General features: G+C 62.3%; 21 protein-coding genes. 6 read left to right on the top strand and 15 right to left on the bottom strand.

What is annotated here, in order from left to right; translation table 11 throughout:
• Positions 1 to 28: 28 nt before the first annotated feature.
• Complete coding sequence (locus tag JAB6_RS19270) at positions 29 to 253, bottom strand: hypothetical protein (protein ID WP_010396348.1); 225 nt, start codon at positions 251 to 253, stop codon at positions 29 to 31.
• A 141-nt stretch (positions 254 to 394) separates the two neighbouring features.
• On the opposite strand from JAB6_RS19270, the gene JAB6_RS19265 reads away from it, so the two are divergent.
• Genes JAB6_RS19265 through JAB6_RS19255 form a run of 3 tightly spaced genes read left to right on the top strand, consistent with a single transcriptional unit; the run spans position 395 to position 2,897 of the window.
• Positions 395 to 1,153, top strand: coding sequence for a phosphatase PAP2 family protein (locus tag JAB6_RS19265; protein WP_254671690.1), 759 nt, complete (start codon positions 395 to 397; stop codon positions 1,151 to 1,153).
• Positions 1,154 to 1,165: 12 nt separating this feature from the next.
• Positions 1,166 to 2,074 (top strand): diacylglycerol kinase family protein, encoded by a 909-nt coding sequence (locus JAB6_RS19260; protein WP_083292820.1) that lies wholly within the window; start codon positions 1,166 to 1,168, stop codon positions 2,072 to 2,074.
• 4 nt (positions 2,075 to 2,078) lie between these two features.
• On the top strand, positions 2,079 to 2,897 hold the full coding sequence (locus JAB6_RS19255; RefSeq protein ID WP_070304111.1) for a metallophosphoesterase: 819 nt from the start codon (positions 2,079 to 2,081) through the stop codon (positions 2,895 to 2,897).
• A gap of 107 nt (positions 2,898 to 3,004) precedes the next feature.
• Here JAB6_RS19255 and JAB6_RS19250 read toward each other — a convergent pair whose 3' ends face one another.
• From JAB6_RS19250 to JAB6_RS19230, 5 genes are all read right to left on the bottom strand, one after another.
• Positions 3,005 to 3,973, bottom strand: coding sequence for an IS1595 family transposase (locus tag JAB6_RS19250; protein ID WP_070304159.1), 969 nt, complete (start codon positions 3,971 to 3,973; stop codon positions 3,005 to 3,007).
• Between the two features lie 68 nt (positions 3,974 to 4,041).
• Positions 4,042 to 4,281 carry a type II toxin-antitoxin system RelE/ParE family toxin gene (locus JAB6_RS19245; RefSeq protein ID WP_070304110.1) on the bottom strand — a complete coding sequence of 80 codons (240 nt, stop codon included), beginning with the start codon at positions 4,279 to 4,281 and terminating at the stop codon, positions 4,042 to 4,044.
• The gene (locus JAB6_RS19240; RefSeq protein ID WP_070304109.1) at positions 4,274 to 4,519 is read right to left on the bottom strand and encodes a type II toxin-antitoxin system ParD family antitoxin; all 246 of its coding nucleotides are present in this window, start codon (positions 4,517 to 4,519) and stop codon (positions 4,274 to 4,276) included. The genes JAB6_RS19245 and JAB6_RS19240 overlap by 8 nt, the downstream gene beginning before the upstream one ends.
• Positions 4,520 to 4,615: 96 nt before the next feature.
• Positions 4,616 to 6,007 carry a cardiolipin synthase gene (cls, locus tag JAB6_RS19235; protein WP_070304108.1) on the bottom strand — a complete coding sequence of 464 codons (1,392 nt, stop codon included), beginning with the start codon at positions 6,005 to 6,007 and terminating at the stop codon, positions 4,616 to 4,618.
• On the bottom strand, positions 6,004 to 8,115 hold the full coding sequence (locus tag JAB6_RS19230) for a site-specific recombinase (protein ID WP_070304158.1): 2,112 nt from the start codon (positions 8,113 to 8,115) through the stop codon (positions 6,004 to 6,006). The genes cls and JAB6_RS19230 overlap by 4 nt, the downstream gene beginning before the upstream one ends.
• A gap of 320 nt (positions 8,116 to 8,435) precedes the next feature.
• Between JAB6_RS19230 and JAB6_RS19225 the strand changes: the two genes are divergently transcribed.
• Positions 8,436 to 9,545, top strand: coding sequence for a porin (locus tag JAB6_RS19225; protein WP_070304107.1), 1,110 nt, complete (start codon positions 8,436 to 8,438; stop codon positions 9,543 to 9,545).
• Here JAB6_RS19225 and JAB6_RS19220 read toward each other — a convergent pair.
• The 3 genes from JAB6_RS19220 to JAB6_RS19210 form a co-directional block, all read right to left on the bottom strand.
• Entirely contained in the window at positions 9,533 to 10,111 is a 579-nt protein-coding gene (locus JAB6_RS19220; RefSeq protein WP_070304157.1) for a DUF3617 domain-containing protein, read from the bottom strand. The two genes, JAB6_RS19225 and JAB6_RS19220, sit on opposite strands and share 13 nt — an antisense overlap.
• A gap of 67 nt (positions 10,112 to 10,178) precedes the next feature.
• The gene (locus tag JAB6_RS19215) at positions 10,179 to 11,726 is read right to left on the bottom strand and encodes a TerC family protein (protein ID WP_070304106.1); all 1,548 of its coding nucleotides are present in this window, start codon (positions 11,724 to 11,726) and stop codon (positions 10,179 to 10,181) included.
• A gap of 83 nt (positions 11,727 to 11,809) precedes the next feature.
• Positions 11,810 to 12,067 carry a hypothetical protein gene (locus tag JAB6_RS19210; protein WP_034758969.1) on the bottom strand — a complete coding sequence of 86 codons (258 nt, stop codon included), beginning with the start codon at positions 12,065 to 12,067 and terminating at the stop codon, positions 11,810 to 11,812.
• Positions 12,068 to 12,361: 294 nt separating this feature from the next.
• Between JAB6_RS19210 and JAB6_RS19205 the strand changes: the two genes are divergently transcribed.
• Positions 12,362 to 15,208, top strand: coding sequence for a pitrilysin family protein (locus JAB6_RS19205; protein WP_070304105.1), 2,847 nt, complete (start codon positions 12,362 to 12,364; stop codon positions 15,206 to 15,208).
• Between the two features lie 70 nt (positions 15,209 to 15,278).
• Here the strand turns inward: JAB6_RS19205 and JAB6_RS19200 are convergent, their stop codons facing one another.
• The 4 genes from JAB6_RS19200 to JAB6_RS19190 form a co-directional block, all read right to left on the bottom strand.
• Complete coding sequence (locus tag JAB6_RS19200; RefSeq protein WP_253192839.1) at positions 15,279 to 15,962, bottom strand: OmpA family protein; 684 nt, start codon at positions 15,960 to 15,962, stop codon at positions 15,279 to 15,281.
• 163 nt (positions 15,963 to 16,125) lie between these two features.
• The gene (locus JAB6_RS29030; protein WP_010396376.1) at positions 16,126 to 16,272 is read right to left on the bottom strand and encodes a lmo0937 family membrane protein; all 147 of its coding nucleotides are present in this window, start codon (positions 16,270 to 16,272) and stop codon (positions 16,126 to 16,128) included.
• Between the two features lie 195 nt (positions 16,273 to 16,467).
• Positions 16,468 to 16,734: a hypothetical protein gene (locus JAB6_RS19195; RefSeq protein WP_070304104.1), complete on the bottom strand. Its 267-nt coding sequence runs from the start codon at positions 16,732 to 16,734 to the stop codon at positions 16,468 to 16,470.
• A gap of 165 nt (positions 16,735 to 16,899) precedes the next feature.
• Positions 16,900 to 17,577, bottom strand: a complete 678-nt coding sequence (locus JAB6_RS19190) for a glycine zipper 2TM domain-containing protein (RefSeq protein ID WP_070304103.1) — start codon at positions 17,575 to 17,577, stop codon at positions 16,900 to 16,902.
• Positions 17,578 to 17,817: 240 nt separating this feature from the next.
• Between JAB6_RS19190 and JAB6_RS19185 the strand changes: the two genes are divergently transcribed.
• Positions 17,818 to 18,528 carry a Crp/Fnr family transcriptional regulator gene (locus tag JAB6_RS19185; RefSeq protein WP_070304155.1) on the top strand — a complete coding sequence of 237 codons (711 nt, stop codon included), beginning with the start codon at positions 17,818 to 17,820 and terminating at the stop codon, positions 18,526 to 18,528.
• A gap of 102 nt (positions 18,529 to 18,630) precedes the next feature.
• On the opposite strand, the gene JAB6_RS19180 is transcribed toward JAB6_RS19185, so the two are convergent.
• Together JAB6_RS19180 and JAB6_RS19175 are read right to left on the bottom strand one after the other, a co-directional pair.
• Complete coding sequence (locus JAB6_RS19180) at positions 18,631 to 18,849, bottom strand: glycine zipper 2TM domain-containing protein (RefSeq protein WP_034758955.1); 219 nt, start codon at positions 18,847 to 18,849, stop codon at positions 18,631 to 18,633.
• Positions 18,850 to 19,018: 169 nt separating this feature from the next.
• Entirely contained in the window at positions 19,019 to 21,055 is a 2,037-nt protein-coding gene (locus tag JAB6_RS19175) for an AsmA family protein (protein WP_034758951.1), read from the bottom strand.
• Positions 21,056 to 21,257 lie beyond the last annotated feature (202 nt).

Below are 21,257 nucleotides of genomic sequence, written 5' to 3'. Positions count from 1 at the left end.
GTACGAGTACCTTGTTTTAAAGTCATTCTTAATGTGCCTTGGATAGAATGAGCAACCAACGGCGCATCAGCAGCACTTCAACATAGCCCGGCTCGATGCCCGTACCGCACTCGATCAGGGGATTGACGGTGTAGTAGCGCTTGCGGAAGTCGCGGCAGACGAGGATTTCGCGCTTGCCCATGCGGACGAGGAAAGAGCTTGGGGCGTATTCCAGGCCGAACCGTGAGCCAAAACCGCTATTCAATGTTGCCATGACAATTCCTTTGAGGGAGATGTGTTGAACGAGTCATCAGAATAGCATAACTACTGTATGAATACACAGCTACTGTATGAATAAACAGTATTTTTTTACTGGTGTGGTTTTTTTGATCATCACCGGGAACAGGAAAGAGAGATGAGTTTGCAAGAGAAAAATGACATGAGCATGACCACGGGCTGGACCACGAAACTGCGCCGCTTCGTCGAGGCGCGCCTGTCGCCCGAGGGCGAGCTGGGCCTGCATATGACGGTGGGCGTGGCCCTGATGCTGGTGGCCATCGTCGTCTTCCACGAGATTGCCGAAGCCGTGATGGGCATGGAGCAAATTACCGTGATCGACTTGCAGGTGGCGCAGTGGTTCAACCAGCATGCCGTGCCGTGGATCACCACTTGCCTTCTGGTCGTCACGCACATGCATGGCGTGATCGGCGCCATCATCCTGGCCACCTTGCTGGGCTGGTATCTGCACCGCAAGGGCGCCGATTACTGGCTGTTTACCCTCGTCATCACCATGCCGGGCGTCATGTTTTTGAACCTGCTGCTAAAGTACATTTTTGTCCGCGCGCGGCCCAGCTTTGACGAGCCCATCCTGCAGACGGCCCTGAGCACCTACAGCTTTCCGAGTGGCCATACTGCCACCTCGACAGCCCTGTACGGCTTGCTGGCCGCCTACCTGATTTGCCAGACGGCGCCGGGCGCCTGGGGCAAGCGTATCGCCATCGCTCTGGGCGCTTTCCTGATGGCGGCGCTGGTGGGCTTCAGCCGCATCTACCTGGGCGCGCATTACCTGAGCGATGTGCTGGCGGCCATGGCGGAAAGCTATGGCTGGCTGGCCATTTGCATCGCCGGCGTGTCGACCCTGCGCCGGCGCCGGCATATCCGGCAAACCAAATAAGGGGAAACTGTCCTGAGCAAAATTGCAGTCATCATCAATGGAGGCGCCGGTTGCGGCTATGCGCCCGACTGGGCGCAGCAGCTCGAAGCGAAATTCGCCGCCGTGGGCCTCGACGCCGACATCACCCTGGCGCAAAGCGGCACCGAGATGATCGCCACGGCCGAACGGGCCCTGCGCGATGGCGCGCCCATCGTCGTGGCCGGCGGCGGCGACGGCACCATCAACGCCGTCGCTTCCGTTGTCGTGGGCAGCGGCACGCCGTTCGGCGTCTTGCCGCTGGGTACCTTGAACCATTTCGCCAAGGATTTGAATATTCCGCTCGAGCTCGATGCGGCGATTGCCAACGTGGCGCAGGGCGTGCCGCACCAGGTCGACGTGGGCGAAGTCAATGGCCGTATATTCCTGAATAATTCCAGCCTGGGCCTGTATCCCGATATCGTGCGCGACCGCGAAAAGCAGCAGCGCCGGCTGGGGCGGGGCAAGTGGCTGGCCTTCAGCTGGGCCCTGGTGGCGGCCTTGCGCCGCTATCCTTTCCTCAGCGTGCAATTGACACTCAACGATGCCGTGCATGCGCGGCGCACGCCATTCGTCTTCATCGGTAATAATGAATACATGATGGAAGGCTTGAATATCGGCGAGCGCGAACGGCTCGATGGCGGCCAGCTGAGCTTGTATGTGGCGCAGCGTCCTGGCCGCCTGGGCTTGCTGAAGCTGGCCTTGCACGCGCTGTTCGGCAAGTTGTCGCAAGCCAAGGATTTTGATGTGCTGACGGCTACCGACCTGGAGGTGGCCACGCACCACCGCCGCCTGCGCGTAGCCACCGATGGGGAAGTGACGATCATGAATACGCCGCTGCAGTACCGCATCCACAAGGCCGCGCTGGCCGTGCTGGTGCCTGCGCCGGCACTTTCTGGGGAGTAAGGCCATGCGTACCATCGTGCATTTGTCCGACTTGCATTTTGGCAGGGTCGATGCGGACCTGCTGGCGCCCTTGCGCGCGCTGATCGAACGCCTGGAACCGGATGTGGTCGTCGTCTCGGGCGACCTCACGCAGCGCGCCCGCAGCGCCCAGTTCCAGCAGGCGCGGCAATTTCTCGACAGCTTGCCAGGGCCGCAAATCGTGGTGCCGGGCAACCATGATGTGCCCCTGTACAACGTCGTTTCCCGCTTCCTTACCCCGCTGGTGAAGTACCGGCGCCATGTGACGGACGATTTGTCGCCCGAATATGTGGACGAGGAAATCGCCGTGCTGGGCATCAACACGGCCCGTTCCCTGACGTTCAAGGATGGCCGCATCAGCCACGAGCAGATCGATTTTCTGCGTGAACGCCTGGGCAGTTTGCCGCCCGGCCTGACGCGCATCATCGTCACCCACCATCCATTCGACTTGCCGGAAAACTTCGATGAAGACGACCTGGTCGACCGCGCCCCGCAAGCCTTGCAGATGTTTTCCGAATGCGGTGTGGATTTATTGCTGGCGGGACACTTGCATGCTAGCGTGGCGGGCAACACAGCCGAGCGCTACAAGATCGCCGGCTACGCGGCCCTGATGGTGCAGGCGGGCACGGCCACGTCCACGCGGGGCAGGGGCGAGTCGAACTCCTTCAATGTGCTGCGCGTGGAAAACAGTTGTATCCGCGTCGAGCGCTACAGCTGGAATGAAGACAGCGCCGACTTTGAAAAAGTCAGCACGGAAGCGTTCGAGCGCCAGGGCGGCGTGTGGGCCAGTTTGCGGCCGCTGTGAGACGTCGCGTCGGATGGTGATTTCATTAAAGATGGCGTACCGCATCCATGCGGTCATGCAGAATACGCACGATGGCAATGCCATAGTTCGTGATGCGAAAATAAAGGCTATGTCACCATTAGATGTGGGAATGCGCCCAAAGTTGCTTTCAATAATGTTTCCGATGAGCGGATGCGCCTGGCGTCGAGTATCCAGCGCCATCCCAGATAGTTCGGCAGGTAGCGCGTCGCCACGCCGTGAAACGGCCCCATCCATTGTCGCAAACGGCTGTGATAGGCGTTGACGTTCTGCACGTGGGCGGCGCCCTGCACGCGGATGCCGGCGCGCAAGTTGACGGCCTGGTGGCTGATCCCCGCTTCCCTGGCAAAAGCCCGATAGGCAGCATGGCCGTCGGTGACCAGCAGCACATCCTTGTCGATCATGGGCAACAAACAGTGGTGCAACTGCGCTTTGGTTAGCGCTCCTTTTCCCGTGACGAAATCGAGGGTCTGTCCCGTGCGGTCGCGCGCCACCAGGATGCAGACCTGTTCGTTCGATATGCCTCGTTTATGGGCATGGCCGCCCCGGCGCCGGGGCGGACGCGTCATAGTTCTGGATCCCTTTTCCGATTCCAGCAGATATAACTCGTCTGCCTCGGCGATGCCATGCAGGCCATGCGGCCGGTCCGTCTTGGCCAGCGATAGAAACCGGTGACGCCAGCGAAACGTGGTGTTGCGGTGCACACCTAGCTGTGACGCTGCCTTGCGCACGGAATCCGATGCCAGCAGGCAATCGGCATAGTCGAGCCACAACGATTTATGGCGCAAGCGCGCCAGCGGCGTGCCGGTGAGCGCATTGAAGGTGCGCCCGCAGGGAGCGCAGCGGTAGCGCTGCAGACCGTGCGCGTGACCATGTCGGTGCAAGTGGTCCGAATGGCAGGCGGGACAGGCCAATCGCGGCTGCGCGACACTTTCCAGCAGCGCGACGGTCGCGTCGTGTGGCACGCTGCCACGTAGCAGGGCAATGCCTGCTTGCCGCTGACGCTGACTCAACTGAGCAAACTGCGCAATCAAGGTGATCCATTCGGCTGGCCGCATGATCTGCTCCCTGTGTGATTGATATGCAGAGTCAGACAGCATGGCCAAGGGAAAATTCCGACATTCCCCTACTTGCCGATGACAGAGCCAAAATAAATCATGTGCCGTCCGACTTTGCGGCGCCGGTAGCCGGGCCGAATCTGCTCGCATGCCGGCGCGGTCCCTGGCGCGCCTGCCAGGTCATCAAAGGCCGCCGTCATGCTGTCAAGATAATGACTGGCCTGCTGTACGCCCCAGCGCTGTACCGTATAAGCCCAGATCGCCTCCAGGTCATGCTCGGCGGCAGGCGTCAGCCGGTATTCAGCCATGCGCCGCCAGCATTCTCTGCTTGAACGCCTTGGCGTCGAAAGGCTGGGTTTCGCCGCTTGCCTCTCCTTCCATCAGCGCCGCGCGGATCGCATCGAGTTCGGCGCTGCGTTCCTGTTCGCGCCGAATCAGGTCGCGGATGTATTCGCTGTCGTTGGTATAGCGCCCCGCATCAATCTGCGCCTTGATCCAGTCGTCTTGCTGGTCCGTCAAGGTAATGGTCTTGCGCACGGTAGCCATGGTAGTCAACTCCAGAGATGAGCAGCACGACGATTGTCATACTATTGGTGCAATATAGTGCATATCCATGCAAATATCCAGTTGCCCCATCGGTGCTTACAGCCAGTAATTCATGAAACGCGCCGCCCACTCCTTCATGCGGTCGGAGAGCGGCCGCGTTTCCCATTTCGCCTTGGTGATTTCTTCCGAGTCGCGCAAGTCTTCCTGGAAGGCGTTTTCCATCTCTCGGCCGAAGCTGTCGCCGAGCACGATCACGTTCAGTTCGCTGTTGTGCAGGAAGCTGCGCATGTCGATATTCGTCGAGCCTACCGTCGACCAGGCGCCGTCGATGACGGCTGTCTTGGCGTGCAGCACGGCCAGTTTCAAATGAAAAATGCGGATGCCGCCGGCCAGCAGCTGGTCGTACAGCGCGTGTCCCGCATGAAACACGAGGCCGCTGTCGGATACGCCGGGCAGCACCACGGTCACGTCCACGCCCCGCTTGGCCGCCGCGATCAGGGCGTCGACCGTCTGCTGGTCGGGCACGAAGTAGGCGGACGTGATGTGGATCGATTTCTTTGCTTCCTGGATGGCCAGGATGTACGCCTTGTAGATTTCAAAGCCGCCGTCGGGCTCGCTGGCCACCACGCGCACCAGCTTGTCGCCCACTTCCGACAGCACGGGGAAATAATTGGCGTCAGGCAGGTCGGCCTGGTCTTGCTGGGCCCAGGTGCGGATGAACAGCCACTGGAAGGCGGCCACGGCCGGGCCTTCCACTTTTACGTGGGTATCGCGCCAGCCCACGTCCTTCTTGTCCGTGGGTTTCGATTTCGAGCGGAACAGCGAGCTTTTCGCATAGGTATCGCTGATATTGATGCCGCCCGTAAACGCCATCTTGCCGTCGACGATCAGTACCTTGCGGTGGTCGCGGTTGTTGATCTTCCAGTCGTCGCCCTTGAGCTTGGCGGGATTGACGGGGTTGAAGGCCACCAGGTGGATGCCGGCCGCGCGCATGCGGTCAAAGAACGCTTGCGGCACGCCGATGGTGCCCACGCTGTCGTAGATGATGTTGACCGTCACGCCCGCTTGCTGCTTTTCGATCAGCATGTCGGCAAATTTGAGGCCCAGCGGGTCCTGGTCGAAGATATACGTTTCCAGGTTGATGCTGGTCTTCGCATCGCTGATGGCCTGGAACATGGCGGCCATGGTTTGCGGGCCGTCAAACAGCAGGGTCACCTTGTTGCCCTTGATCAAAGGCACGCCCGTGGCCGCCTCTTCCAGCGCGGCCTGGGTCTTCAAGTCCATGCCGGACTTGGCCCAGCGCTTGTTGAGCAGGGCCGCGCGGCTGTTGACGTTCAGCACGGCCCCCTTGCCCGTGATCACCTTGGGCTTGGCCACCGGTTCCAGCGTGGTGTTGAGGTTCTTGACATCGGGCAGCGAGGCGCATGCAGCCAGGGTCCAGCATAGCAGTAGGGCGGTGAGGCAGGGTTGCATGCGCCTAGCGGTCATTTTTGAGCCTTGTTTGTCAATGACAGGTTTGCCGACTCGTCGACCAGTGCCAGCGGCGGCGGGTTTTTCGAGCCGAAGAAAAAGACGATGGGCGAGCGCAGGAAGCGCTTGCCAAGAATCTTCAATAATTGCATGCCGTGCTTGAAGCGCACCTGGCGCGAACGCAGGGCCACCCACAGGGCCAGGCCGAAGCTGACGAGCAGGTTGGCCGTGCCGATGGCGAAGATGCCCGACAGCGACTTGACGGCCAGTTGCCAGCTCATGTTGTGGTCGAGGCCCACGAGGGCCGTGGCGAAGTTGGCGGCCGAGAAGGTGATGTGGCGGATATCGATCGGCAAGCCGATCAAAAAGCCCAGGGTGCCGATGGAGCCCAGCAAGATACCGAAATAGAAGTTACCCATCAGCCCGCCCAGGTTGTTTTCCAGATACAGGCCCAGCCGTTGCAAGCGCTCCTGGCCGATCACCCGGCCCAGGCCGCGCAATTGCGCGATGCGCTGCGCCCAGCGCGTGTACAGGGCCTGGTTGTCATAGTAGCCGGAAATCAGGCCTGCGACGAACAGGCACACGCCGGCGATCATTGCGTAGAAGATGGCGGGGCTGCCGATGGGGTCGATATCGTGCAGCAAGTGCATGGCCTTCTCGGGCGTGACCAGGTTGTGCCCCGTGATCGCCTTGTAGCCGAGCGCGATCAGCCAGGCCGTGGGAATGGCGGTGGCCAGGTTGCCCAGCACGGCCATGTTTTGCGTGCGGAAGACCTTGTTGATCAGTTCGGCCATGCTGTCGAGGTCGATATTCCGGCCATCCTTGCTGTGCAGGCCGGCGGCGATGCGCGAGGCCGTCATGGCCGGCTGCTTGGTGGCGACCGTGAAGTGCAGCAAGTGGATGAACATGAAGCCGATCGAGTAATTCATGCTGAACATGAACGCTTCGACCAGCGGCGCCGAGCGCAGATACGACATCAGTATCTTGAACAGGGCCATGAAGCCGATGATGATGCCGGCGCCTGCGGACGAGAGGAACATGGCGCCCATTTCGCGGCGGTTTTCCGCGATGTAGTGCTCGCCCGTGCGGCTCGCGTTTTCCGTCACATTGCGCGCCAACAAGTTGATATTGTCGGAAAACAGGTCGCTGACCTTGTACTTGTGGTTATGCGCGCGTATCAGTTCCAGCGCCAGCCCGACGGCGCCCGCGCGGCGGCGGCTGACGGGTTGCGGGTGCAGCAAGTCTTGCGTGGCGTCGACCGTGATGGCGGCGATGTCCACGTTGTTCGATGCGGGCAATTCGCCGCTCGTGTCGACGAGGAACAGCAGCTTGCGCAGGCGCTCGATGCTTTGCGCCAAGGCTACCAATAAATACGTGAGGGGAATGCTGGTGCCCTGGTACAGCGCCTTCTTGCGGATCTTGGCGATGACGGCATCGCACTGGTCCAGCATCACCAGCAAATGGCGCGCGTCCTCGATGTGCTCGATGTCGCCTTGCAGCAGGCTCGTGTAGGCGTCCAGGTAGGCATTCACTTCCGTGTTCTGCACCATGAACGGCGACTGGAACACTTCGATTTCATTGTGGAAACGCGTCAATTCCGGTTCCAGCCCCATGGCGCAGACGCGGTAGGACAGGGTGCGGATGGCGTCGAGCATGCCCGGCAGCATGATGTTGCCATCGCCGACCGCCAGTTCGATGTCGTCGCTGGTCAGTACGTCGAACAGTTCCAGCCAGTCCGTGGCCGGCACGTTGCTGATCCACAAATAATCGGTCTTCAAATACAGCACCTGGTCGAGCGCGTCGTTCAGGTATTCGTCGCCCAAGGCGGGCGGCAGCATGCGGTAGGCGATGCGGCGTTTCAATTCCGTGAAAAAACCGCTGTTCGACAGCACGCCGATATCGGTGTACAGGCTGGCGTGGCGGCGCGCGGCCAGCACGCGCAGCACGTATTCGTGCAGGGCGCGCGCTTGCGCGGGGTTACCTTTGAGTAGCTGGCGCAGGGTGCGCACGTTGGCAATCGCGGTAGCGCTGTCGTGGGAGCGCTTGGGACGCAGTGAGTTGAATAATTCCACCAGCAAGTCGATATTGCTGGAGTTGGGGTCAATGCGTTCGAGGATAGCTAGCATGCAGAAAAAACGGGCGAGCCGCTGTCGGTAAAACCAGTAGTGTACCGCCTGCGTCAGATCGCGCAACGTTCGCCACCGAACATTGCTTTACGGCAGGGCCTGCAATTCACGCCATTTTGCGGCAAATTGCCACCAATCATGGTCAATCTTGCGTGTTGTCAGTGTACGACGCATTTCCTGGGGCTAAGCTGAAGTTTCTGTTGTACAACGCACGGATGGCTGGACAAAAAGCGGGGATAAGGTAACACTGAGATCAGACACACAGCGCATGTCCTGATCAATACCGGGAAGTTTCAACTCACGTTACCGAGATATTTATCATGAAGACCTCGTATTTTGCGCTTGCTGTGATAGGGATGGGGCCTTTCGCGCTGGGCGCGACGGCCCAGGCTGCCGATGGCGCAGGCAGTGCCGCATCCAGTAACGTTGCCGTGTACGGCGTGCTCGACGCGGGCATCGTGGCCGAACGCGGCTGCACCGCCAATTGCGCCGGCGCCAAGGTGTCCGGCGGCGTCGCGTCCGGCTCGCGCCTGGGCGTGCAGGGCCGCGAAGCGCTGGGCAATGACGTCTCCGCCGTGTTTACCCTGGAAGCGGGCATCCAGAATGACACGGGCCAGTCGGAAGAGGGCCGCTTGTTCGGCCGCCAGGCCTACGTGGGCCTCGACAGCCGCCTGGGCGCGCTGACCCTGGGGCGCCAGTACAACCTGCAATACCTGACCCTGACCGACGTGGCCGACCCGTTCAAGGGCGGCATGGCCGGCAGCGCCGGCAATCTGGCCGGCTACAGCGTGAAACGCTACGACAATACCGTCAAATACGTCACTCCCGCCTTGCGCGGCGTGACCGCCAGCGCCATCTACAGTTTCGGCGAGTCGCCGTACAGCAGCGCCAACAACCGCGCGTATGGCGCCACCCTCGGCTATTCGTCCGGCGCCGTGAATGTCAGCGTGTCGCACCAGCGCAAGAACAACTTCATCCTCGCTTCCGGCACCTTGCCCGCCATCGACATGTCGGCCCGCAACACCCTGATCGCGGCCAATATCGACCTGAAAGTGGCGACCGCCTTTGCCGCCGTGGGCGTGAACAAGGGCTATGGCAGTTCGCCGTGGGACCCGAACAATGCCTACAGCTCGTTGGCCCTGTCGATGTCGTCGTCGGACAGCCGCGACACCTTGCTGGGCGTGTCCGTGCCCGTGGGCGGCTTCAAGCTGCTGGCCTCGTACGTGCGCAAGGATGACCGCGACCTGGCTGATCGCGATGCCAAGCAGGTGGCCGTCGGCCTCACGTATTCGCTGTCAAAACGCAGCGATTTCTACGCGTCCTACGCGAAGATCCACAACAAGAATGGCGCCCGCTACACGGTGGGCAATGCCAGCGATGCGGGCCGCGGCGATGCCGCCTTCAATATGGGCTTCCGTCACGGTTTCTGACCAGCAGCGCTTGATGGCGCAGGGCACGTTGCTCCCAGCCACTTGCCGTTGCTCGTTACATTCACCTGTTCCGGCGTGCCGCGCGCGCTGGTGGTCACCGCCAGCTGCATGTTGAACGCCTGCTCGCCGCTGAACAAGACCTTGCCTTCGCCGCTCGATTTCGGATTCGCGCACGTGAACGACACGTGCATGCCGCCCGCGATATCCTTGTTCTTCGAGGTGCAATCGCCGGGCTGGCCCGTGGGAATCTGCTTGCGCGCGGCCATTTCCGGCGTCACGCACGCCGTCACGCGCACGGCGCCGTCTGCGCCCACGGTGGGCATGGCCATGCCGCGGCTGGCCGCCATGCTTTCCAGCTGCTTGCGTTGATCGGGAGGAAGGTTGCCCAGCTGCTGCAACACCATGGACATGGCGTTGTCGGTGGCGGCGTCGGGCGATGCCATCTTGCTGTCGACTTGCCACAGGCCCGGCTTGATGGTGGTGGAGGGCGAGGCGGCCTGGGCGCTGGCCTGGCTGCCCAAGGCGGCGCAAGCCAGCAGACTCAGGCGTAGCAAAGAATGTTTCATGGTGGCGTCTCCAAAAAAGGCAGACTTCAGCATACGGCATGGCAAGCGGGGCACGCTCGCCATTGTGTTACAAACTGTGATCAGGCTCGATGCGGCGCACGTCGACGCTGGCGATGCGGCGCTCGTCGGCTTCGAGGATTTCATAGCGCAGATCGTCGAGTTCCAGCACTTCGCCCACGGCCGGCATGTTTTCGAAATGCGCCAGCAGGAAGCCGGCCAGCGAGTTGTATTCGCCGTCTTCGCTGACCAGGGTTTCCGTCTCGAACACTTGCTCCAGGTAATGCAAGTCCGTCGCGCCGTCGATGCGCCAGTGGCCGGGGCCCAGCACTTCCACGTCGGGCTGCTCGTCCTCGTCGGGGAATTCGCCGGCGATGGCTTCCAGGATGTCGATCGGCGTGAGCACGCCTTGCACGGTGCCGAACTCGTCGACCACCAGCACCAGCTGGCCGCGCGAGCGCTTCAGGGTTTCCATGGCTTTCAGCACGCCGGCCGCTTCCGGCACGACGACGGCTTCGCGCATGCTGGCCGGGTCGATCTTGCCGTGTGACACCAGGTCCTCGATCAGGTCCTTGCTGCGCGCGATGCCGACCACATTGTCGAGGTCGTCATTGCAGACAGGAATCATGCTGTGCGGCGTGTCGCGCAGCAGCTGCAGCATCTTGTCGCTGCTGTCGTTCAGGTTGACCCACGACACGTCGCCGCGCGGCGTCATCACGGAGCGGATCGAGCGCTCGGCCAGGGTCAGCACGCCGCTGACCATGTTGCGCTCTTCCACGCCGAAGGCGGAGACGTCGGGCAATTCCTTGACTTCGTGCTCTTCGACGGTTTCGCGGCCCTTGCGTCCGCCCAGCAGGCTCAGCACCGCTTGTGCCGTGCGGTCGCGCAGCGGGGCGTTCGATTGCAGCTTGAGGAAGTTGCGGCGCGCCAGCTGGTTGAAGAACTCGATGACGATCGAGAAACCGATGGCGGCGTACAGATAGCCTTTCGGAATGTGGAAGCCCAGGCCTTCGGCCACCAGCGACAGGCCGATCATCAGCAGGAAGCTCAGGCACAGCACGACGACGGTGGGATGGGCGTTGACGAAGCGCGTCAGCACCTTCGAGGCCAGCATCATGACGACGATGGAAATGACGACGGCCGCCATCATCACGTACAGGTTTTCCACCATGCCGACGGCCGTGATGACGGCGTCGAGCGAAAAGACGGCGTCGAGCACGACGATCTGCGCCACCACGAGGCCGAAGCCGGCGTAGACTTTCGGGCCCGTCTGGGCGTGCGTGACGCCTTCGAGGCGTTCGTGCAGCTCGCTGGTGGCCTTGAACAGCAGGAACAGGCCGCCGACGAGCAGGATCAGGTCGCGCCCCGAGAACGAGAATGTCCATATGGAAAACAATGGCGTCGTCAGGGTGACCAGCCAGGAAATCAGCGAGAGCAGGCCCAGGCGCATGACGAGGGCCAGGGTCAGGCCCAGCACCCTGGCCTTGTCGCGCTGGTGCGGCGGCAGCTTCTCGGCCAGGATGGCGATGAAAATCAGGTTGTCGATACCCAGTACGATTTCCAGTACGACCAGCGTCAGCAGGCCGACCCAGATTGTCGGGTCAAATAACCATTCCATGTGTGTAACCTTGTAAAGTCAGTAAGTATCAAGCTTGCCTGGCGGCTGGCGCCCCGGGCGTGATGGGTGCTGCCGTGTTCGTCTCAGTGGCGGACGCGCGGCGGCCGGGTGGCCAGCCGCACGTCCGCTTCGGAAAGTGCGCCCGGTCCCGCTTGCCAAATGATGGCGTAAAACGGTACGGCCTGGCGCGAGCTCGGGTACAGTGTGATGGGATCGTTGTCGCATTCGTTGGCGTCGCAGCTGTCGCCGGGCTGGCCGGCATCGTGGCAATCGGCGGCAGGCGTGGCGGTAACGCCGGCGACATCAAGGTGCTGGAATGGGGAGGGGCTGGCGTAGGCCATGCTGGCGAACGCCTGGGGTAACGCGATGAAAACAAAAAGGCAGAGCAGGACGAGAGCTCGTCTCATATACAGGCAGATAGTTCTGGAACCGTGGAGTATAACACGGGCAGATAACAGCTTGATGACAGGGACTTGCGCAAGTGACAAGCATGACGTAAATTGTGAAATGGCAATAATTTCACGTAGTGGCGAAGACGCAGCGCAAGCTCCGTGATCATTCTTGCACTCAGTATGTATTCCATGGCGCTTGCTGTTGCGCCTTGCCCAATCATGTAGTGTTACCAGGACTCTGCCTTGAAACCAATTACCGCCCTCCTGCTTGCCGCCGGCATCCTGTCGCCGTCGTTCATCCTGGCCGCCACCCCCGTTGAAGCGGCGCCGACCCAGAAAACCGGCAAGGCCGCGCCGAACCGCGCCGCCGCCGTCAAGGTCACGTCCGTCGAAGGCATTACCGAATACCGGCTGGCCAATGGCTTGCGCGTGCTGCTGTTCCCCGATGCCAGCAAGCCGACCCTGACCACCAACATCGTCTACCTGGTCGGTTCGCGCCATGAAAACTATGGCGAAACGGGCATGGCCCACTTGCTCGAGCACTTGCTGTTCAAGCCCAGCGCCAACTTCGGCATCAAGAAGGGCACGAAAACCCCGGTCGAGATCCTGAACTCGACGGGCGCGCAGTTCAACGGCACGACCTGGTACGACCGCACCAATTACTACGCCACCTTCCCCGCCAACGACGACAACCTGCGCCAGATGCTGGCCATGGAAGCGGACCGCATGGTCAACGCGGCCATCGACCAGAACGACCTGTGGAATCCGAAGACACAGAAGGGTGAAATGACGGTCGTGCGCAACGAGTTCGAGATGGGCGAGAGCGACCCGATCGGCGTGACGAGCGAGCGCATCCAGGCCATCGCCTACGACTGGCACAACTACGGCAAGTCGACCATCGGCGCCCGTTCCGACATCGAGCAGGTGAACATTCCCCGCCTGCGCGCGTTTTACCATAAATATTATCAGCCCGATAACGCCGTGCTGATGGTGGCGGGCCGCTTCGATGAGGCGAAGGTCTTGAAGCAGATCAATGAACTGTTCGGCAAAATCCCGAAACCGACGCGCGTGATCGAACCGACCTACACGGCCGAACCGGTGCAGGATGGCGAGCGCGCCGTGACGGTGCGCCGCAGCGGCGGCACGCAGTTCGTCGGCGCCGGCTACCACGTGGCGCCGTCCGGCAATCCGGACGCGGTCGCCATCGAGGTGCTCGGCCACGTGCTGACGGATGCACCGGCCGGCCGCCTGCACAAGGCGCTGGTGGAAACCAAGCTGGCCAGCAAGATCGAATACAACGCGGTAAGCAACCTGGAGCCGGGCTACAACCTGTTCGGCGCGCTGGTGCCTGTCGATGGCAACCTCGACGCGGCGCAAGCGGCCATGCTGAAAGTGCTGGAAGACTTGAAGTCGCAGCCGGTCACGGACGCGGAAGTGGCGCGTGTGAAACAGCAGTTGAACAAGCAGGTCGAACTGATCACGTCGAACACGGCGCGCATGACGATCGCCCTGACGGAATCGCTGGCGGCCGGCGACTGGCGTCTGTTCTTCCTGCAGCGCGACCAGCTCGACAAGCTGACGACGGCGCAGGTGCAGGCGGCGGCCGAGAAATACCTGAAGAGCTCGAACCGCACCTTGGGCCGTTTCATCCCTACCGATGCGCCGGACCGCACCGTCGTGCCGGCCTATGCCGACGTGGCGCCGCAACTGGCCGGCTACACGGGCCGCGCCGTCGTGGCGCAGGGCGAAGCATTCGACCCGAGCCCCGACAATATCGAAGCGCGCACCACGCGCTTTACCTTGCCGAACGGCTTGAAAGGCGCCTTGCTGCCGAAGAAAACCAAGGGCAATACCGTCAGCATCGTGTTGAAATTGCAGATCGGCAGCGAAGAGAGCTTGCGCGGCAAGGGGCAAGTGGGCAGCTACACGGCCAATCTGCTGTCGCGCGGCACGGATAAACTGTCGCGCCAGGAAGTGAAGGACAAGTTCGACCAGCTGGGTACGCAAGTGGTCATCACGGGCGGCGCCGAGGGCGTCACCGCCATGCTGACGGGCAAGCGCGAGAACTTGCCGGCCGCCATGGACCTGCTGGCGCAAGTGCTGCAAAAGCCGGCCCTGAGCGAAACGGAGTTCCTGGAATTGCAGCGCGAGCGCGTCGGCCGCGCGGAGCAGGAATTGCCTGAACCGCAGCCGCTGGCCGTGAACGCCTTCCGCCGCCTGCTCGACGCCACGCCGGAAGGCCATGTGCGCCACGTGGCCACCTTGCCGGCGGAACTGGCGCAATGGAAAGCCATCAAGGTTGCCGATGTGAAAGCCTTCCATGGCGCCTACTATGGCGCCTCGAACGCCACCTTTGCCGCCGTGGGCGACTTCGATCCGGCCGCGCTGAAGGCGCAAGTGGCCAGCCTGTACGGCAGCTGGAAGGCGCAGCAGCCGTATGTGCGCATTCTTGACGCCGTCAAGCCTGTCAGCGGCGAGAAAGTCACGCTGGAAACGCCGGACAAGGCCAACAGCGTGCTGTTCGCCATCCAGCCGATTCCCCTCAAGGATGATGCCGCCAGCTATCCGGCCTTGCTGATGGCCAATCACATGCTCGGTGGCGGCGCCTTGCGCAGCCGCCTGGCCGACCGCATCCGCCAGAAGGAAGGCCTGTCGTACGGCGTCGGTTCGCAAGTGAGCATCCCGTCGCGCGAGCCGGCCGGCTACTGGATGGCGTATGCCATCAGTGCGCCGCAAAACACGGTCAAGGTGGAAGCGGCCCTGCGCGAGGAAATCGCCAAGGTGCTGGCCGACGGCTTCACGGAAGCCGAACTGGCCGAGGCCAAGAAAGGCTGGCTGCAATCGGAAGAAGTGGGCCGCACGCAGGACGCGGGCTTGGCGCGCGAACTGGCCGGCTACCTGGCGCAAGACCGCACGATGGCGTACGACAAGGACCTGGAAGCGAAAGTGGCCGCCTTGACTCTGGCGCAAGTGAACCAGGGCCTGCGCGAATACCTGAAGCCATCGGCCGTTTCGGTGGTGGTGGCGGGCGACTTCGCCAAGGTGGCGAAAGAGGGTGAAAGCGGCGCCAAGGCAACGACGTCGAAATAAGCTGTTTTACATGGAAAAAACCCGCCGGCAAGTTACCTTGCCGGCGGGTTTTTTATTGATGCGTGTCAGCTTAGCGTGGGGCAAGCTCGGCTACATAGATTTCCACGCGGCGATTGCGTGCGCGTCCCGATGCATCGGCATTCGAGGCGATCGGCTCGCGGGCGCCGCGGCCTTCCGTCACGACGCGGGTCGGCGAGACGCCGCGCATCGACAGGTAGTCGCGCGTGTGCGCTGCGCGTTCCACCGACAGCGGCTCATTGATGGAATCGCTGCCCGTGCTGTCCGTGTGGCCGATGATGCTGACCGTGGTGTTCGGGTTTTCATTCAGGGTGGCGGCAAAGCGGTCGAGGATGGGGCGGAAGTTGCCCTTGATGTCGGCGCGGTTGGTATCGAAGGAAATGTCGCTCGGGATTTCCATTTTCAGGCGGTTATCGGCCGTTTGCGACACTTGCACACCAGTACCCTGTGTCGCTTGTTCCATCGCGCGCTTCTGGTTTTCCATGCGGTTCGACCAGATATTGCCGACCACGGCGCCAGCTGCGGCACCGATCAGGGCGCCGCCGGCCGTGCGGCCGCTGCTGCCGCCACCGGTGGTGCCGCCGATCAAGGCGCCCAGGCCCGCGCCGATGCCGGCGCCCGTGGCCGTGCCACGCTGCGTCGAGGACATGTCAGCACAGCCGGTGGCGGCCAATGCGATCACCAGCATGCCGATCAGGGATTTGGCACCAGGGCCTTTTTTGAATGTTTCTTTCATGGATTTTCTCCTTGTTTTGTTATTGGGACATACCCAGGAATTACCTGCACACGTTACTGCAAAATGCCGCGGCGTGCCAGTGCGCGCACACTGTATGCAAAAGGCGGCAAAAAGGCGGCGCCGTTTGCACGCGCGCCGCCCTGTCTGGCCAGTACGCCGGCCTCTATAAACCGCGCCCGCTGATCAAACGCAGCAGCACCATGATCACGGCGACCACCAGCAGAATGTGAATGAAGCCGCCAATGGTATAGGAAGTTACCAGGCCCAGCAGCCAAAGAATAATGAGTACGACGGCGATTGTATACAGCATGATGTGTCCTCCGAGAGTAATGTGTGGATGACGGCGGCTGCCTTGGCCGTGCGCTGTCATCGGTTTTTGTCATTGCGCGGCGACTGGGTCGCTGAGCGCTGATGCCATGACTTATTGTCTACTTTGTTTCTGAAATTTTCTGTACGGTGCCGTACACAAGCCTTATTTACCCAACTTATTCCTGATTTAGCCAGCTTATTTGGCCAGATTCCGCTCGCGCAGCGGCGGCCGTTCCTGTTCGCCATCCATGCCCGGTATCCAGGCCAGCATGCCGGCCAGGCCGATGGCGCCGGCCAGACAGCTGACCATGCCGCCCGTCAGCAACAGCATCACGCCAAACACGGGCGCGCTCGCTTGCACGGGCGCCAGGTCCAGCGCGCAGAAGCCCAGCGCGGTGGCCAATGCGCCGCCACCGATAAAGCCGAGCCAGATCCGGCGGCTGCCTGTCTTGTCGTTTTCCATCGCATCTCCTTGAAGACATCCGTTGAACTTTCTTGAATGCATCATCTCGCGGGACGGCAAACTCATCTGTACGCCAACGAACATTATCAAAAAGAAAACGCCCGGACGGGCCGGGCGTGTGTTGAATTTGCAACTAATCGCGGCAGCGGCGCCGCCGCGGTTCGCTTAGCCCATGGCGCGCAAGCCGCCGTTGACGATGCGCACGCGGTCGCCCTGGCGCCAGTTCGGCGCGGCGCTCTGGTGCACGGTGCGCGTCTTGCCGTTATCGAGGCGCACGACGATGTTGTAGCTGCGCGTGGCGCGCACGCTGCCTTCGATCTGGTTGCCGGCCACGGCGCCGCCAACGGCACCCAGCACGGTAGCCAGTTGCTTGCCATGACCGCCGCCTACCTGGTTGCCCAGCAAGCCGCCGACGACGGCGCCGCCGGCCGCGCCCACGCCGCTGCCTTCGGCGCGCGTATTGACTTCATGGATGGCTTCGATCACGCCGCAATTGCCGCACACTTGCGGCGCCGGGGCTGCCGCGTACTGTTGCTGTGGCTGCTGTGGCTGCTGTGGCTGCTGTTGCGCCTGGCGCACGGGTTGCTGCTGTTGCTGTTGCTGCTGCTGTGGCGGCAGGGCGGCCAGCGGCTGTGCGCCGGCAGGCTGCAGGTTCGCTGGCGGCTGGTTCGCCTGCAGGCTGGCCATCTGCTCGGCCGAGGTGCTGGCTGCCAGCGGCTGGCTATCGCCCTGGGACGAAGGCAGCCAGCCCATCAGGGCCGCCGTGCCGACGCCGCAAAACAGCAGGACGGCGACGGCGGCGGCAAGCACCAGCGGATGGAGGGATTTGGTGGTGGTGGTCATGGAAGGCTCCTTGTTTTTAAAATAATGAAATGGGTAGTGCGTGTTATCCGTGCATGCGGCCAGTGTGCTGTACCGCTTGCCCCGCTTCCGTGCGTCACCGTACATACAGGGACGGTACTGCACCGTAGGCTAGGTAAAAATTATGTCGAGTTGTAACGACACCAAGGAAAAGCAATGCCACTAACGAACGCCAGCACGACCCTGTCCCGCGATACAGGCCGATCCGGCCTGGGGTCGCCCATGGGCGCGCCTGACGCCGGCAACCGCTTGCTGGCCAGCCTGCCCGAGCACGATTTGCGGCACCTGACGGCGCTGTTCGATACCGTCACCGTCGAGGTGGGCGAGGTGCTGTACGAACCTGGCCAGCCTATCGCCCACATCTATTTCCCCGGCGACTGCCTGATCTCGCTGCTGGCCGTGGCGGAAGGCCGCATGACCCTGGAAGTGGGCTCCGTCGGCCGCGAAGGCGTCCTGGGCGCTTCCGTCGCGCTCGGTCATGACCTGGCGCAAGTGCGCGCAGTCGTGCAACGTTCCGGCACGGCCAGCCGCATCGCGCGGGCCGATTTCTGCGCCGAGTTCGCCCAGCTCGAGTCCCTGCAGCGTTTGCTGTACCGCTACACGGACACCCTGCTGGCACAAGCCATCCAGATTGCCGTGTGCAGCCGCTTCCACGTGCTCGAGGCGCGCCTGGCCCGTTCGCTGCTGATCACGCGCGACCGCTTGCAGTCCGAAAAATTTCACCTCACGCATGAATTCCTCGCCCATACCCTCGGTGTGCGGCGGGTCGGTGTGACCAAGGCGGCCAGTGCGCTGCAACAGCAAAAACTCATCACTTACAGCCGCGGCAATATCGAGATCCTCGATTCGGCTGGCCTGGAAGCCGTTTCCTGCCGCTGCTACGAGCTGGTCAAGGACAGCGGCACCATCGGCATGGCCAACGTCTTCGTCTGATTTTCCCCGCTGGCTTTCATCCTGTTTTTTTAAAGCTTATATCGCAGACGCAAAAAAGCGGGGCGGGCGCCTGGGCACCCACCCCGCTTTTTTCATCATCGATTACTTCGGCTTGACCTGGTTACCGATCACGCCGCCGACAGCGGCACCGCCGACTGCGCCGACAGCGCTGCCGCCCGTCAGCACGGAACCGGCAACGGCGCCGACGCCGGCGCCGATGGCCGTGTTTTTATCCTGACCGGACATGTTGGCGCAAGCCGTCAGGCTCAGCAGAAGGGCAGCAACGGAAGTGGTAGCGGCGATTTTTTTAATGATTTGCATGATAGTTCTCCTATGAATTCGGACCTCGTGGCGCCGGCATGGTATGGGCCGGATGACTTCGTGACGCCGTGTGTTTCAGGCACGATTACAGGATAGGATTGCGACAAGGCAGGGTCTGTTCGGCAACGCACATAGGTGTGTAACAATTGTAAAGGCACCCACACCCCGTTCAGCGCACCTTGCGTACGGCTTTTCCCGGCTTTGGGGCGACCGGCTTGACGCGCGCCTGGGCCAGCAGTGCCGCGCATTCGCTATCCTCGACGGGACCGGCATTGACCAGCGGCAGCAGCGCCGCCACGGGCGCCACCACGGCCAGCGCGAGGGCGCCACCGGCGCGCAGGGCCAGCACGCCCTTGTCGACGCTCACATCGGGCTTGCTGAAAGTGCCATGCACGTACAGGGGCGAGCGCAGCGAAAAGACGCGCAAGCCCTTGCTGTCCGGCCGCAGGGTCAGGTCCAGCCGTTCATCGGCCAGGTTCACCGTGCCGTCGATATTCAGGACGGCGTCATCCGTGTCGACGATGAACTGCCGCGTGCGCATCAGTCCCTTGGTGACGGCGAAATCGGCGGCCATGCAGTTCAGCTTGACCTGCTTGTCGCCAGACAGTTTGGCCAGCACGACGCTGCCGATATTCAAGCCCATTTCTTCCAGCAGCAGCTTGCTGATGCTGCCCCGATTGATCAGCGCGCGCACTTCGCCGTTCGAGCTGCCCAGCAGGGTGGCGACGGAATTGCCCGTGGCCGACAGCGAAGCGTCGCCATTGATTTCGCCCACGCTGGCCTGCAGGGCGGGCAGGCGGGGGAACAGTTGCTGGATGTGCAGATGGCGCGCGCTGGCCTTGAGTTCGGCGGCGATGCCGTTGGCGATGACCTTGCCGCTGCCGTCTAGCTTGATCTGCGACGTCAGGGTGCCGCCCGCCACGTTGAAGTTGAGCGGTGTCAAGGACAGCACGCCATCCGTCAGCACCACATGCGTGTCGAGCTTGCTGATCGGCAGCTCGGCGTCGCGCGTGATCTTGTCGGCCGTGTAGCGCACGTCGGCGTCCAGGCTGGTCCAACGCTCTGTCTTGAACGTTTCCACCGGCAGCACGCGGCCGGCCGGCTGCGTCGAGGCCACGCCCCGTTCCTTCTTGCTGGCGCTGGAATCGGCGCCCACCAGCGGACCCAGGTCGGAAAATTGCAGCAGGCGCGAGTGGACTTCGCCCGTCAGGCGCTTGCGCGGCGTGCTGGCGGAAAAAGCTAGCTTGCCGCTGATGTCGCTTGACCCTACCTTGCCGCTGAACTTGTCGTATACCCACTCGCCGCCGCGCGGCGCCAGGGTGCCCGTCAAATGGCCTTCCGTGCTGAAGTGCGGCGTTTCCGGCAGCAGCACGCCCGTCAAGGGATACAGGCGCGCCATGCTGGGGCCGGACAGCTTCAGGCGCACGTCGAGCGCGGCCAGGTTCGCCGGACGCGTGAGCGTGCCTTCGATGGCCATGCTGTTGCCGCCCGCGCGCATGTCGGCCTGGATGGGGAAGGGCGTGCCTTGCTGCTGCAGCGACAGTACGCCGCCCGCCTTGCCGCCGCCCTTGACGGTTTCGCCACGGTATTTGCCGGACAGCGTCCAGGCGATGCCGTAGCGCGCGTCGCCCGCGATGGTGTCGACATCGGCGCGCATGGCCGTTTTGCTGACGCCATCGTCCAGGGTCACGGTGCCCTTGCTGAAGACCACGCTTTGCAATTCCAGCTGCCACGGCGACGGCTGTTCCTGCTTGTCGAAGGTCCAGTTGTTCTTGCCGTCCTTGTTGCGCAGCAAGCGCACCTGCGGCGTGTCGAAGCGCAATTGCGGGATGATGATTTTCTTGTCCAGCAGGGCCAGCGGATTGAGCGAGAACGCCAGCTGGCTGACGCTGGCCAGTTGCGCTTCGTCATCCGTCCCAGCCATCGTGCTCGGATTGCCCAGGCGCACATCCTTGGCCTGCAGGTGCGGCCATGGCAAATAGTCGCGCCAGCCTTGTTTCCCTCCAGCCGTCGGCTGCTGCCACGTCAGCGCCAGATCGCCCTCGATGGCAAACGGCCGGCCCAGCGCTTCGCTGGCGCGCGCATTGAGCCAGGGCTTGGCGCGGTTCCAGTCCATGTTCAGCAGGACGATGGAAGCCGTGACGGGCAGGGCGATGAGCACGGCGGTGCTGGCGAGGGCGATTTTCTGACGGCGGGAGAGCGGCATGAGCGGATTCTTTCTGAACAAGTAGTCGCGATGCTACAGGAATCGTCCTAAGGCCGGGGCTGTTTCAGGTTTTACTGTCGGGCACGTGCGCTAGCGCACGTTGCCCATGCAAGTATTGTCGATTTCCTACCCTATGTGCGGCACCGAACGGATATGCGGGGAGCCGGAGCCTATAACGTCTACATCAAACGCCGTTCCTGAT

The sequence above is a fragment of the Janthinobacterium sp. HH104 genome (assembly GCF_001758715.1).
In the GTDB taxonomy this organism is placed as follows: domain Bacteria; phylum Pseudomonadota; class Gammaproteobacteria; order Burkholderiales; family Burkholderiaceae_D; genus Janthinobacterium; species Janthinobacterium aestuarii.
The sequence above is the reverse complement of the archived record's forward strand: the minus strand, read 5'-3'. Positions and strand labels throughout refer to the sequence as shown.

Bases quoted from the DNA above. Each gene is read 5' to 3' on its own strand.
- JAB6_RS19225 (WP_070304107.1), top strand. From the start codon at position 8,436: ATGAAGACCTCGTATTTTGCGCTTGCTGTGATAGGGATGGGGCCTTTC.
- JAB6_RS19220 (WP_070304157.1), bottom strand. From the start codon at position 10,111: ATGAAACATTCTTTGCTACGCCTGAGTCTGCTGGCTTGCGCCGCCTTG.
- JAB6_RS19200 (WP_253192839.1), bottom strand. From the start codon at position 15,962: ATGAAAGAAACATTCAAAAAAGGCCCTGGTGCCAAATCCCTGATCGGC.
- cls (WP_070304108.1), bottom strand. From the start codon at position 6,007: ATGACCGCTAGGCGCATGCAACCCTGCCTCACCGCCCTACTGCTATGC.
- JAB6_RS19240 (WP_070304109.1), bottom strand. From the start codon at position 4,519: ATGGCTACCGTGCGCAAGACCATTACCTTGACGGACCAGCAAGACGAC.
- JAB6_RS19230 (WP_070304158.1), bottom strand. From the start codon at position 8,115: ATGCTAGCTATCCTCGAACGCATTGACCCCAACTCCAGCAATATCGAC.
- JAB6_RS19270 (WP_010396348.1), bottom strand. From the start codon at position 253: ATGGCAACATTGAATAGCGGTTTTGGCTCACGGTTCGGCCTGGAATAC.
- JAB6_RS19210 (WP_034758969.1), bottom strand. From the start codon at position 12,067: ATGGCCTACGCCAGCCCCTCCCCATTCCAGCACCTTGATGTCGCCGGC.
- JAB6_RS19185 (WP_070304155.1), top strand. From the start codon at position 17,818: ATGGGCGCGCCTGACGCCGGCAACCGCTTGCTGGCCAGCCTGCCCGAG.
- JAB6_RS19190 (WP_070304103.1), bottom strand. From the start codon at position 17,577: ATGACCACCACCACCAAATCCCTCCATCCGCTGGTGCTTGCCGCCGCC.
- JAB6_RS19245 (WP_070304110.1), bottom strand. From the start codon at position 4,281: ATGGCTGAATACCGGCTGACGCCTGCCGCCGAGCATGACCTGGAGGCG.
- JAB6_RS19180 (WP_034758955.1), bottom strand. From the start codon at position 18,849: ATGCAAATCATTAAAAAAATCGCCGCTACCACTTCCGTTGCTGCCCTT.
- JAB6_RS19215 (WP_070304106.1), bottom strand. From the start codon at position 11,726: ATGGAATGGTTATTTGACCCGACAATCTGGGTCGGCCTGCTGACGCTG.
- JAB6_RS29030 (WP_010396376.1), bottom strand. From the start codon at position 16,272: ATGCTGTATACAATCGCCGTCGTACTCATTATTCTTTGGCTGCTGGGC.
- JAB6_RS19265 (WP_254671690.1), top strand. From the start codon at position 395: ATGAGTTTGCAAGAGAAAAATGACATGAGCATGACCACGGGCTGGACC.
- JAB6_RS19250 (WP_070304159.1), bottom strand. From the start codon at position 3,973: ATGCGGCCAGCCGAATGGATCACCTTGATTGCGCAGTTTGCTCAGTTG.
- JAB6_RS19255 (WP_070304111.1), top strand. From the start codon at position 2,079: ATGCGTACCATCGTGCATTTGTCCGACTTGCATTTTGGCAGGGTCGAT.
- JAB6_RS19195 (WP_070304104.1), bottom strand. From the start codon at position 16,734: ATGGAAAACGACAAGACAGGCAGCCGCCGGATCTGGCTCGGCTTTATC.
- JAB6_RS19175 (WP_034758951.1), bottom strand. From the start codon at position 21,055: ATGCCGCTCTCCCGCCGTCAGAAAATCGCCCTCGCCAGCACCGCCGTG.